At 68.7% G+C, this 12554-nt stretch carries 12 protein-coding genes; 8 read left to right on the forward strand and 4 right to left on the reverse strand.

Features of this window, described 5'->3' with window-relative positions:
• The 3 genes from AC1D1S_RS14385 to AC1D1S_RS14395 all read left to right on the forward strand — a co-directional run.
• Window positions 1-237 (forward strand): FAD-dependent oxidoreductase (locus AC1D1S_RS14385; RefSeq protein ID WP_476994763.1); only part of this gene is annotated, 237 nt, incomplete at its 5' end.
• Window positions 238-397: 160 nt separating this feature from the next.
• The gene (deoC, locus tag AC1D1S_RS14390) at window positions 398-1096 is read left to right on the forward strand and encodes a deoxyribose-phosphate aldolase (RefSeq protein WP_243179738.1); all 699 of its coding nucleotides are present in this window, start codon (window positions 398-400) and stop codon (window positions 1094-1096) included.
• Between the two features lie 52 nt (window positions 1097-1148).
• Window positions 1149-1367 carry a hypothetical protein gene (locus AC1D1S_RS14395; protein WP_028278362.1) on the forward strand — a complete coding sequence of 73 codons (219 nt, stop codon included), beginning with the start codon at window positions 1149-1151 and terminating at the stop codon, window positions 1365-1367.
• Window positions 1368-1438: 71 nt separating this feature from the next.
• On the opposite strand, the gene AC1D1S_RS14400 is transcribed toward AC1D1S_RS14395, so the two are convergent.
• Both AC1D1S_RS14400 and mfd read right to left on the reverse strand, forming a co-directional pair.
• Entirely contained in the window at window positions 1439-2269 is an 831-nt protein-coding gene (locus AC1D1S_RS14400; RefSeq protein WP_476994764.1) for a metal-dependent hydrolase, read from the reverse strand.
• A 4-nt stretch (window positions 2270-2273) separates the two neighbouring features.
• Window positions 2274-5945 carry a transcription-repair coupling factor gene (gene mfd / locus AC1D1S_RS14405; RefSeq protein WP_243179750.1) on the reverse strand — a complete coding sequence of 1224 codons (3672 nt, stop codon included), beginning with the start codon at window positions 5943-5945 and terminating at the stop codon, window positions 2274-2276.
• A gap of 247 nt (window positions 5946-6192) precedes the next feature.
• Between mfd and AC1D1S_RS14410 the strand changes: the two genes are divergently transcribed.
• From AC1D1S_RS14410 to AC1D1S_RS14430, 5 genes are all read left to right on the forward strand, one after another.
• Window positions 6193-7758 (forward strand): SDR family oxidoreductase, encoded by a 1566-nt coding sequence (locus AC1D1S_RS14410; protein ID WP_476994765.1) that lies wholly within the window; start codon window positions 6193-6195, stop codon window positions 7756-7758.
• Between the two features lie 47 nt (window positions 7759-7805).
• Window positions 7806-8303 carry a DUF2505 domain-containing protein gene (locus AC1D1S_RS14415; RefSeq protein ID WP_243179753.1) on the forward strand — a complete coding sequence of 166 codons (498 nt, stop codon included), beginning with the start codon at window positions 7806-7808 and terminating at the stop codon, window positions 8301-8303.
• Between the two features lie 4 nt (window positions 8304-8307).
• Entirely contained in the window at window positions 8308-8529 is a 222-nt protein-coding gene (locus AC1D1S_RS14420) for an SCO4848 family membrane protein (RefSeq protein WP_018774651.1), read from the forward strand.
• Between the two features lie 153 nt (window positions 8530-8682).
• Entirely contained in the window at window positions 8683-9084 is a 402-nt protein-coding gene (locus tag AC1D1S_RS14425; protein WP_476994766.1) for a VanZ family protein, read from the forward strand.
• A gap of 28 nt (window positions 9085-9112) precedes the next feature.
• Window positions 9113-10426, forward strand: a complete 1314-nt coding sequence (locus AC1D1S_RS14430) for a UDP-glucose dehydrogenase family protein (protein ID WP_243179757.1) — start codon at window positions 9113-9115, stop codon at window positions 10424-10426.
• Here AC1D1S_RS14430 and sufU read toward each other — a convergent pair.
• Both sufU and AC1D1S_RS14440 read right to left on the reverse strand, forming a co-directional pair.
• Window positions 10423-10893, reverse strand: a complete 471-nt coding sequence (gene sufU / locus AC1D1S_RS14435) for a Fe-S cluster assembly sulfur transfer protein SufU (RefSeq protein WP_079551640.1) — start codon at window positions 10891-10893, stop codon at window positions 10423-10425. The genes AC1D1S_RS14430 and sufU overlap by 4 nt on opposite strands.
• 11 nt (window positions 10894-10904) lie before the next feature.
• Entirely contained in the window at window positions 10905-12212 is a 1308-nt protein-coding gene (locus AC1D1S_RS14440; RefSeq protein ID WP_476994767.1) for a SufS family cysteine desulfurase, read from the reverse strand.
• Between the last annotated feature and the right edge of the window lie 342 nt (window positions 12213-12554).

A 12554-nucleotide genomic window follows, 5' to 3' on the forward strand; every position in this document is an offset into this window, starting at 1 on the left:
CGCATCGCCCGCGACGAGCTGGCCGCCACGGCCGGGCTCGCCACCGCTGCCGGCGGCGGGATCGTCATCGGCCAGGACTTCCGCACCTCCGTGCCGGGCATCTGGGCGATCGGTGACGCGGCAGCCTACGACGGCGTCCGGCTGGGGCTGCTCGTGGCCTCCGGTTCCGCGGCGTCGGTGTGCGCTTCCCAGTTGCTTCAGGCCACCATGGGCCGGCCCCTGGCGGCCGCCGCCTGAGGTGCCGGGGAGGCCCGGCCGGGGGCATCCGCCGGGCACATTCCTATGGCAAGATGGTTCCCTGATAAGCCGCGCACCACGCGGCGCCGCCAGGGCCCGCAGGCCCACAAGGCCAGGGAAGGGACCGCCGCGTCCCAGGCCCGCCACGAAAGGGACCACCATGAGCCAAGAAGCCGCCACCGGGGGAACGCCCAACATCGCCTCCTACATCGACCACACCCTGCTCAAGCCGGAGGCCAGCGAGGCGGAGATCCTCAAGGTCTGCGCCGAGGCGGCGGAGTACCACTTCAAGTCGGTGTGCGTGAACCCGGTCTGGGTCAAGACCGTCAAGAAAGCGCTCAAGGCATCCGGCGTCCTGACGTGCTCCGTGGTGGGATTCCCCCTGGGCGCCACGCCGAGCGACGTCAAGGCCTTCGAGGCCCGCGGCGCGGTCCTGGACGGTGCCGAAGAAGTGGACATGGTCATCAACATCGCCGCGGCCCGTGCCAATGACAAGGGCGCGCTGGTGGATGACATCGCCGCCGTCGCGGCCGCCGTGCACGAGGGCGGAGCCATCCTGAAGGTCATCATCGAAACGGCGCTGCTGGGCGATGACCAGAAGGTGCTCGCCTGCGAGGCCGCCGTGGAAGCCGGGGCGGACTTCGTGAAGACCTCCACGGGCTTCAACGGCGGCGGGGCCACCGCCGAGGACGTCGCGCTCATGCGCCGCACCGTCGGCCCGGACCTGGGTGTCAAGGCCTCCGGCGGCGTGCGTTCCCTGGCCGATGCTCAGGCTATGATTGCTGCAGGTGCAACACGTATTGGCGCCAGCTCCGGTATCGCGATCGTCAAGGGTGAACAGGGTTCGTCCGCGTACTGACCGTGCCGGCACCGCCCACAGTTTTGAGCCCCCCGGGGCCGAGGAGGAACGAATGTCCAGCAACACCACCCCGCAGACCGAGAACAGCCTCGGCTCGACCATCGTCATCTTTGCCGCGATGATGGTCCTGTTCCTCGGTGCGATCTACTCGCTGTCCTTCCTGACGCTGGAAAACACCTGGCCGATGGCCGTCTGCCTGATTCTCTTCGCCGCCGCGTTCTGGATCCCGCAGACCCTGCTGGGCCGCTCGGATTCGGCCGGCGAAAACTAGGCCACTCCTGACCCTTAAAAGACTGAAGCTCCGGTTCATCCGGAGCTTCAGTCATTTAACCGGTGGCAGTCCTAGCCGGGCACCGGCGCGAACAGGCCCTTGACCAGCCCCGTGCCGAGCGCCAGGGCCGCGGGGAAGTGCGCCTTGGCCACCGCCAGCCCGGCGCCAAACATCCCCACCATGGCGTAGCCGCTCACCGGGATCAGGACGAACCATTCCCGCCGCGAACCCGCCCGGCCCAGCAGCGGGATGGAGAACGCCCCGTTGGCCCTCCAAATGTTCTTCAGCAGCGGCAGTTTCCGCAGGACCTTGGGCGGCTTGATCACCAGTGGCCAGAGCAGCGGCACTCCCCCGGTGGTAATCATGTCGCCCACAATGTGCACCAGCACCCCGGTAAGCATCGAAACCGGCAGCCAGGTCCACTGGTGCGGCGCGAACCACGTCACGAGTCCGGCCATGAGCAGCCCGACGATCCAGTTGCTGATCCAGCCGAATTTCGGGAAGAGCTTCAGTGCCTTCGCGGCGATGTTGATCATGAACATGCACAGCAGGCCGGCCCCGACGGACAGCAGCCCCCACTGGGTCTGCACCTGCCACTGCCCGGCGATCGTGGCCAGCAGCACGAAGAACGCCGCGCCCAGCACCGAATGAGTGCCCTGCCGGTGGCCCCCGCTGGCGTTCTCAATGCCGCGCGCCACCAGGTTGGACAGCGGCGGCAGCGCATGCGCCACCGTGCTGGCGCGATGGTCCCAGTCGCAGACCAGCGCGGTCCCCGCCGTCGCCATCGCGCCGATCACGATTCCGGTGGGATCCAGGGGGTACCAGCCGAGCGCATACGGGCCGGTCGAGGCAATGGCTACCCACGCCGCGGCTCCCGACGCGGCGTGATGTCCTCCCATCATTCTTTTATTTCACCGCCGGTGTGGCAGAGACAGGGGCGTCGGAGAAGATGTTGCGGATCACGCCGTTGGCCCACTCCAGGATCTCGGCGTCCTGCAGGTCCCGGCCGCCGATCCTGGCCGTCTTGGGCTTCGGAACGAGCACGGCGTCCAGGGCCGGCTTCGCCTGCGCGCCCGGGTACATCCGGGTCAGGCGCATGAGCTTGGACTCGGGCAGCTGCGCCGGGGAGAACTTGATGAAGTTGCCCTGCAGCGCGACGTCGGACAATCCGGCCTCGCGGGCGCCCACCCGGAACCGGGCGACGTCGATCAGGTTGGTGGCCGGCAGCGGCAGTTCGCCGTAACGGTCCACGAGCTCCGCGAGGACCTCCTCGATCGCCTCGTAGGTGATGGCGCTGGCGAGTTTGCGGTAAGCCTCCAGGCGCAGCCGTTCGCCCGGCACGTAGTCGTGCGGCAGGTGCGCGTTGACCGGCAGTTCGATCTTCATTTCGGCGGCCTTCTCCTCCGCCTCGCCCCGGTATTCGGCCACGGCCTCGCCGACCAGCCGGATGTAGAGGTCGAAGCCGACACCCTGGATGTGGCCGGACTGCTCGCCGCCGAGCAGGTTGCCGGCGCCGCGGATCTCCAGGTCCTTCATGGCCAGCTGCATGCCGGCGCCGAGCTCGTTGTGCGTCGCGACGGCCTTGAGCCGTTCCAGGGCCACCTCGCCCAGCGGTTTTTCCGAGGGGTAGAGGAAGTAGGCGTAGGCGCGTTCCCGGCCGCGGCCCACACGTCCGCGCAGCTGGTGCAGCTGGGAGAGGCCGTACTTGTCCGCGCCGTCCACGATCAGGGTGTTGGCGTTGGAGATGTCCAGGCCGGTCTCGATGATGGTGGTGCAGACCAGGACGTCGAAGCGCTTTTCCCAGAAGTCCACGATGATCTGTTCCAGCCGGCTCTCGGACATCTGCCCGTGCGCCACCTCCACCCGGGCCTCCGGGACCAGTTCGCGGATCTTCGCCGCGGTGCGGTCGATCGTGGACACCCGGTTGTGGACGAAGAACACCTGGCCTTCGCGCATCAGCTCACGGCGGATCGCGGCGGAAGTCTGCTTGTCCGTGTACGGGCCCACGTACGTCAGCACGGGGTGCCGTTCCTCCGGCGGGGTGGCCAGGGTGGAGGTTTCGCGGATTCCGGTCAGGGACATTTCCAGTGTGCGCGGAATCGGGGTGGCGCTCATGGCCAGGACGTCGACGTTGGTGCGCATCTTCTTCAGCGCTTCCTTGTGTTCGACGCCGAAGCGCTGCTCCTCGTCCACGATCACCAGACCGAGGTCCTTGAAGCCGAAGTCCTTGGACAGCAGCCGGTGCGTGCCGATCACGACGTCCACGGAACCGGCCTTGACGCCGTCGGCGGTTTCCTTGGCCTCCTTGCCGGTCTGGAAGCGGGACAGCGGCTTGACGACCAGGGGGAAGCCGGAAAACCGCTCGGTGAACGTCTCGTAGTGCTGCTGGGCGAGCAGCGTGGTGGGCACCAGCACGGCGACCTGTTTGCCGTCCTGGACCGCCTTGAATGCGGCCCGGACAGCGATCTCTGTCTTGCCGTAGCCGACGTCGCCCGAGATCAGCCGGTCCATCGGGATCTCCCGCTCCATGTCGGCCTTGACCTCGTTGATGGTGGTCAGCTGGTCCGGCGTCTCCACGTACGGGAAGGCCTCCTCCAGTTCCCGCTGCCACGGGGTGTCCGGGCCGAACGCGTAGCCGCGGGAGGCCATCCGGGCCGAGTACAGCCGGATCAGCTCGCCGGCGATCTCCTTGACCGCCTTGCGGGCCTTGGACTTGGTGCTCGCCCAGTCCGCGCCGCCCATCTTGCTCAGCGCCGGGGTGTCGCCGCCCACGTACCGGGTGACCTGGTCGAGCTGGTCGGTGGGCACGAAGAGCCGGTCGCCCGGGGCTCCGCGCTTGGACGGGGCGTACTCCAGGACCAGGTATTCACGCATGCCCTCGCCGCCACCGGCAACCTTGCGCTGGATCAGTTCCACGAACCGGCCGATGCCGTGCTGTTCGTGCACCACGGAGTCCCCGGCCACGAGCTGCAGCGGATCCACGGCGTTCCGCCGCTTGGACGGCATCCGGCGCATGTCCTTCGTGGAACCGGCAGAGGTCCGGCCCAGCAGGTCAGCCTCGGTCAGCAGCGCCAGTTTGAGCGGATCCAGGACAAAACCGCGGCCGACGGCGGCGGTGGTCACCTCGATCAGCCCGGCCTGCGGATCGGCCTCGAGCGTGTCCACCCGCGCGCACGGGATGTCGTTGTCGTGGAAGAGTTCGGCGAGGCGCTGCGCCGGGCCCGGGCCCTCGGTGACCACGACGATCCGCCACTGGTCCCGGACGCGGGAGCCGATGAAGTCCATCATTTCCGCCACGTCGCCCTGGTAGCCGCGGGGTTCCCGGGCGTGCAGGTTCAGCACGTCGACGTCGGGCAGCAGCTCCTCGTCGCTGGCCAGCGAGGTGATGGACCACCACGAGACGCCGTGCTCGAGGGCCGCGGTGCGGGTCTCGGTCAGCGAACGGAAGCTGGCCGAGTGCAGGGCAACGGATGCCGCGGAAGTTAAATCGAGCGGTGCGGTGCCGCCGTCGGACGCCGTCGACCAGGCGGCCTCGAGGAATTCCTCGTTCGTGGCGGCGAGGTCGTGCGCCCGGGTGCGGACCTTCTCCGGCTCGATCACCACCGCGATGGAACCCGCCGGGAGCTGGTCCAGGAACGGGACCATGGCGTCCACCAGTACGGGGGCCAGCGATTCCATGCCCTCGACGGCGATGCCGCCGGCGATTTTCTCCAGCATGTCCGCGGCGGCCGGGAGCTGGGACTTCAGGGTGGCGGCGCGGGACATGACGGAGGGTGTGATCAGGATTTCACGGCACGGCGGGGCATGGAGTTCGGTGGGATGGTGCAGGCCGGGCGCGGTCAGCGAGCGCTGGTCGGCGACGGCGAACCAGCGCATCTGGTCCACCTCGTCACCAAAGAACTCGACCCGGATGGGGTGGTCCTCGGTGGGCGGGAAGACGTCCAGCATGCCGCCGCGGACGGCGAATTCGCCGCGGCGGGTCACCATGTCCACCCGGGCGTAGGCGGCGTCGGCCAGGCTCTTGACGACACCGCTGAAGGGGGCCTCCTGGCCGACCTTCAAGGTCACCGGCACCAGTTCGCCGAGGCCGGCGACGATCGGCTGCACGACGGCGCGGACGGGGGCCACCACCACGCGCAGCGCACCGGCGGTGGACGATTCGGGGTGCGCGAGCCGCCGCAGCACCGACAGCCGCCGGCCCACGGTGTCCGAGCGCGGGGAGAGCCGCTCATGCGGCAGCGTCTCCCAGCTGGGGAACTCCGCGATCGTCTCGGCCGGCAGGAAGGCGCGCAGGGCCTCGGTCAGGTCCTCGGCCTCGCGGCCGGTCGCGGTGACGGCCAGGACCACGGGCACTCCCCGGCCAGCGCCTGCAGAGCCGGTTTCGTTTCCCGCCAGGGTCGCGAGTCCGTCCGCCATTTCCGCGAGCAGCGTGGACCGCATTCCGGCCGGGGCGCTGATCTGGTAATCCTCGCTGCGGGCGGCGAACCCGCGGGCGGCCTCGGCCTGGATCCGGGCGTAGTTCCGGTCTTCGGCGAGGACACGGCGCAAACCGGTGAGAGAGGGGCCGTTGAGGCTCATAGCTGTTGCTCCTGATGGGATCACGGGGTGCAGGCAACACGAATAGCCGAAATTCGCGAGAATCCCGGGCCCTCCAAGCCTACCGCGGAGCCTCGGGGCACGCCGACGGGCCCGGCAGGCGGGACCTGCCCGGGGCACCGCCGAMGGGGCTAGGCTGGCTTCAGGAGCGGGCGGCCCATCCAACGCGGGCCGCGCACCGAATGGCTTGGTAGGCCACCCGCCAACTGCTGGCTGACAAGGAGTCACCATGAACGGCACAACCGCAACCCCCGAACCCGCTGGAACTCCTGCTCCAGCCCCGCAGGGAGCCACCGCGAAGGCCGCATCCCCTAAGACCGTGCTCGTCACCGGGGCCACCGGTTACATCGGCGGCCGGCTCGTCCCCCGGCTCCTGGAAGCCGGACACAGGGTCAAAGTCGTGGTCCGCACCCCCGCCAAGATCGCCGGCGTGCCCTGGCTGGACGACGTCGAGGTGATCCACAGCAGCCTCGACGACGGGGACGCCCTGCAGGCGGCGCTCGACGGCGTCGACGTCCTGTACTACCTGGTCCATTCCATGGCGGCCGGGGCCGGCTTCGAGGCCAAGGAAAAGACGATGGCCGGGACGGCAGCCCGGGCCGCGGCCGCCGCCGGAGTGGACAGGATCGTCTACCTCGGCGGCCTGCACCCGGCCGGAGCCGAACTGTCCACCCACATGCGCTCCCGCGAAGCGGTGGGGAAGGTGTTMCTGGAAAGCCCGGTGGACGCAGTGGTCTTCCAGGCCGGCGTCGTGATCGGCTCGGGCTCGGCGTCGTTCGAAATGATCCGGCATTTGTCCGAGACGCTGCCGCTGATGCCCGCCCCGAGCTGGGTGCGCAACAAGATCGAGGCGATAGCGGTCCGTGATGTCCTGTACTACCTCGTGGCGGCGGCGTCGCTGGAAGGACCCATCAACCGGACCTTCGACATCGGCTGCCGCCAGGTGCTCAGTTACGCCGGAATGATGCAGGAATACGCCGCCGAGGCCGGCCTGCCGCACCGTGTGGTGCTGGCGCTGCCGGTGCCGGCCCCCAAACTGGCCGGTCTGTGGGTGGCACTGACCACCCCGATCCCGCTCTCCATGTCCCTGCCGCTGGTCGAATCGCTCCAGCACGACGCCGTCGCCGCCGAGCACGACATCGACGCGCACATCCCTGTGCCGGAGGGCGGCCTGACCCCCTACCGGCGGGCCGTGGCCCTCGCCCTGGGCAAGGAACGCGACGGCCAGGTGGAGACCACGTGGGCCAGCGCCGGCGTCGACGCCGATCCACTGCCGAGCGACCCGGATTGGTCCGGCCACGCCGTGTACGTGGATGAGCGCAGCTTCCAAAGCGACGTGGACCCCAAATATGTGTGGACCGTCATCGAAGGAATCGGCGGCCGGAACGGCTGGTACTCCCTGCCGCTGGCCTGGCAGGTGCGCGGCTGGCTGGACAAGCTCACCGGCGGGGCGGGGCTGCTGCGCGGCCGCCGGCACCCGCACCTGCTGGCCGAGGGCGAGGTGGTGGACTGGTGGCGGGTCGAGCGGATCGACCGTGGCCGGCTGCTGCGGCTGCGGGCCGAAATGCGGGCCCCGGGCCGGGCCTGGCTCGAACTTTCCGTGGAGCCGGAGGGGACGGGCAGCCGCTACCGCCAGCGCGCCATTTTCTTCCCCAAGGGCCTCAGCGGTCGCCTCTACTGGCTCGCAGTGCTGCCGTTCCACAGCGTCATTTTTCCCGCCATGTCGCGGAATATCACCGCCGCCGCCCGGGATCTGGAAAACCTCGAATCGGAGCCAGCCCGGCACACCACGTAGGATGTTGGAGCCCGAAACGTCCACTTCCACATCATGGAGGACCCCCTATGGCCCTGAGTGCATCCACTACCGTTCCGCACAGCGTCGACCGCGTTACCGCGGTTTTCGTCAATGAAGACTTCCTGCGCCACACGAGCGAACTCGTCGGCGGCACCCTGGAATCCTTCGCCGTCGACGGTGACACCGCCGGCGCTTTCAACACCACCACCGTGCGGACCATCCCCACCACCCGGATGCCGGACATTGCCCGGAAATTTGTTGGCGAAAGCCTGAAGGTGACGCAGCTGGAGGCCTGGGAGGCCCCCGCCGCCGACGGCTCCCGGCAGAGCAAGATCTCGCTGAAGGTGTCCGGCGCCCCGCTGGACGTGAATGCTGTCCAGCGTCTCGTGTCCGACGGCGGCAGCACCCGGATCGAGCTCGAGGGCGACGTGACCTCCTCGGTGCCGTTCCTTGGCGGCAAGATCGCCGACGCCGCAGAACCGATGGTCGGCAAGGCCCTGAACCTGCAGTCCCAGCAGGCCCAGGCCTGGCTCGAAAGCCACTGAGCCCGTGGAACTGCCCGCGGTCCTCGCCGTCGTCCTGATCGTCGCCGGCGTCTGGTCCCTGGTTGTCTGGCCGCAGTTCCTGCGCCGGGTCATGAAGGATCCGCGTGCCCGCGACGCCAACGGCAAGGCCACGCGCTTCCTGACCGTCCATGTGGTCCTGGTCAGCATCTCCATGCTGCTGGGGGCCGCGACGGCGGCGATTGGCGTGGCCGGGCTGCTCAGCTAGCATCCGGCACACCGGCCGTCATATGCCCGCCGGTGTGCCGGATTTCCTGCGCTCGTGGCCTGCCGGCGGATAGAATCGGCAAAAAAGTGGACAGCTGAAAGGGGACGCCAATTGCTACCCCGTCGTGCGGCCATGTGGGGGCTGGGGGCTTATGTGCTCATTCTTGGCCTCATTGCTCTCTGGCCCGTTCCCGTGGACCAGGGCGCCTCCGATCTGCTGTTGCGGTCGCTGCGGAAGCTGYACCGCTGGGGTGTCCCCGAATGGTTCGACTATCGGGTGCTCGAACTGGCCGCCAACATGGTCCTGTTCATTCCGTTGGGTGCCTTCGTGGCCCGGATCCTGGGTGCCCGGCTGTGGTGGGGCGGGGCCGCCGTCGGCTTCTTGGTCTCGGTCCTGATTGAGCTCGCCCAGCTTTTCTTCCTCCCGGCGCGCTTTCCCTCCGTCTCCGATGTCGCCGCGAACACTTTCGGCGCCATGATCGGCGCCCTTGCGGCCCTGGTGCTCATGACACTCTCCGCTGCTGTGCGATTCCGCGGTCCACCGCGTACTCTGTGAACAGGCCCGACGGGAGGACAACGAAAGTATGCGGATTTCGGTTATCGGTTGCGGTTATTTGGGCGCTGTTCATGCTGCTTGCATGGCCAAGCTGGGCCACGACGTTGTAGGCATCGACGTCGACGAACACAAGGTGGCGCAACTGTCAGCAGGCCACGCCCCGTTCTATGAACCTGTTTTGGACGATCTGCTGTCCGAGCTGGAAGAATCCGGGCTTCTGCGATTCACCACCGACATGGCCGCCGCCCGCGGCTCCGAGGTCCACTTCATCTGTGTCGGAACCCCTCAAAAACGCGGCGAAAACGGCGCCGATCTGCGCTACGTTGACGCCGCGGTCACGGCTCTGGCCGCCCATCTCTCCCCCGGCGACGTCGTGGCCGGGAAATCCACCGTGCCTGTAGGTACGGCCGCGCGGCTGGCCGAGGTGCTGGCCGAAACAGAGCCCGGCGCGATGCTGGTCTGGAACCCGGAGTTCCTGCGCGAAGGCCACGCCGTAACGGACACCCTGAACCCGGACCGGTTTGTCTACGGGACACCGGACGGAAGCGAAGACCACCCAGCGGTGGCTGTCCTGGACCAGGTCTACGAGACCCCGCTCTCGCGCGGGACACCCCGGCTGGTGACGGACTACGCTACGGCCGAACTCGTCAAGACTGCCGCCAACTCCTTCCTGGCCACCAAGATTTCCTTCATCAACGCCATGGCCGAGGTCTGTGAGGCCACGGGGGCCGATGTCACCCGGCTGGCCGACGCGATCGGGCTGGACGAGCGGATCGGCCGGAAATTCCTGAATGCCGGCATCGGTTTCGGCGGCGGCTGCCTGCCCAAGGACATCCGTGCGTTCATGGCCCGCGCGGGCGAGCTTGGCGCCGACCAGGCGTTGACTTTCCTGCGGGAGGTTGACGCCATCAACATGAGGCGCCGGACCCGGGTCGTTGAACTCACGCGGGAGCTCTGCGGCGGCACCCTGATGGGACAGCGGATCGCCGTCCTGGGCGCGGCCTTCAAGCCCGAAAGCGACGACGTCCGGGACTCCCCCGCGCTGAGCGCTGCCGCGCAGCTGCAGTTGCAGGGCGCTGTGGTGACGGTGACCGACCCCCAGGCCCTGCCCAATGCCGCCAAGCGTTTCCCGGAACTCCAGCTGGAGCCGGACCTTGAGACGACGCTGCAGAAGGCCGATGCCGTGCTGCTGCTGACCGAATGGCAGGCCTACCGGGAACTGGATCCGCACGCGGCCAAGGCGCTCGTGTCCGCGCCGCGCATCCTGGACGGCCGCAATGTCCTGGACCCTGCCAAGTGGCGGGCCGCCGGCTGGACTTACAAGGGCCTGGGCCGTCCCTAGGGCGCGGCCGTCAGCCTGCCAGCGGCCTGGCCGAGGGCGTCCTCCGCGGCCACCCATGAGAGCATGGCGCACTTGACCCGGGCGGCGTAACGGGACACGCCCTCAAACGCGGCGGCGTCGCCCAGCACCTCCGGGTCGGCCGGCACCTTGCCGCGCGAGCGCAGCACCTCGCGGAAGCTGTCTATGACCGTGCGGAGTTCCTCGACGCTCATGCCCTCGGCGAGCTCGGTCAGCACGGATGCCGAGGCCATCGAGATTGAGCAGCCGTCGCCGTCCCAGCGCAGCTCACTGACCTTCCCGCCGGCCACGGACACCCGGACCGTGATTTCGTCGCCGCAGGTCGGATTCAGCTGGTGGGACTGGCCGCTGCTGGCGTCCATGGGTGCGGCCGCGGCGGCCAGGCCGCTGCCGTGCCGGGCCTTGGCGTGTTCCAGGATGATCTGCTGGTAGAGCTGGTCAAGACTCATGGATGTCCGTCCTAGGCTTGGAAGTAGGCACGGACATCGGCGGCCGCGTTCAGGAACGCGTCCACATCGTCCGTGGTGTTGTAAAGATACGTGCTGGCGCGCGTCGTCGCCGCCAGCCCGAGCCTCCGGTGCAGCGGCTGGGCGCAGTGGTGGCCGACCCGCACGGCGATGCCCCGGCTGTCCAGGAACTGGCCGACGTCGTGCGCGTGGACGCCGGCGACGTCGAATGCCGCCAGGCCAATGCGTTCCTGTCCCGCCGCGGGGCCCAGCACCCGGATGCCGGGGATGGATTCCAAGCCGCGCACGAGGCGCTGGCCGAGTTCGGCCTCCCAGGCGTGAATGCGGTCCATCCCGGTTTCGCTGAGGTAGTTCACCGCCGCGGCCAGTGCGACCGCCTGCGAAATGCGCTGGGTGCCGGCCTCGAAGCGTTGCGGGCTCGGCAGGAATCCGGCCCGTTCCATCGTGACGGTGGTGATCATGGACCCTCCCGTCAGGAACGGCGGCATCGCGTTGAGCAGTTCCGAGCGGCCATAGAGGGCGCCGATTCCGGTGGGGCCGAGCATCTTGTGGCCGGAGAACACCGCGAAGTCGACGTCGAGCGCCTTGACGTCCAGAGGCAGGTGCGGCGCGGACTGGCAGGCGTCGAGCACCACGAGGGCCCCCGCGGACCGGGCCAGGGCCACCAGGGCTGCTACCGGGTTGATGGTGCCCAGGACATTGGACGCGTGGGTGAACGCCAGGACGCGGGTGCGCGGGCCGATGATGCCGGCGGCGGCCTCCAGGTCCAGGGCGCCGGCGTCGTTGATCGGGATGAACTTCACGACGGCGCCTGTCCGGGCCGCCAGCTCCTGCCAGGGGATCAGGTTGGCATGGTGTTCCATCTCCGTGACGACGAGTTCGTCGCCCGGGGCCAGGGCGAACCGGGCCGCTTCGGGTCCGGCGCCGGGCAGGGAAGCGTTGAGGAAAGAATAGGTGAGCAGGTTCAGGCCCTCCGTGGCGTTGGAGGTCCAGATCAGCTCATCCCACTCGGCCCCGACAAAGTCGGCGACCGTTTCCCGGGCGTTTTCGAATGCCTCGGTGGCCTCGACGGCGAGGTGGTGCGCCCCGCGGTGGACCGCGGAGTTCCGCTGCTCATAGAATTCCTGCTCGGCCTCGAGCACGSTCAGCGGGTTCTGCGAAGTCGCCCCTGAGTCCAGGTAGACGAGCGGGAAGCCGTTGACGTGCTGTTGCAGGATCGGGAAATCGTTGCGGATCCTCAGGACCTCCTCGTTTCCGAGGGCGGCGGCAGAGCGGCGGAGGTGGGCTGGGGTGGCAACCATGGCGGGGACTCCTGGATCGGCGTTCGCTGCGGCGTGCCCCGTGCCGCCCGGAAAGCAAGCGGCGCGAAATACATCACACAGATTAAACCTAATTATCCCACGTTCCCGCAGCTCTCCTGCGCGGCCACCGCGCGGACCCGCACACCGCGGAACGCGCACACCGCGGAACGCGCTCACCGCGGAACGCGAGAGGAGGTCCGTGCCCCGGTAGCCGGCTCGAGGGGCCATCGGCTCGCGCGGCGGTGCCCTTCGGTGGCCAAGACCCGGACCGCGACGGGCGCATTGCCCAAGGGCAGCCGCAAATCGACCCCCAGCCAGGGGTGGGCCGGTGCTGCCCGAAAA

The sequence above is a fragment of the Arthrobacter sp. P1_A5 genome, from assembly GCF_056406825.1.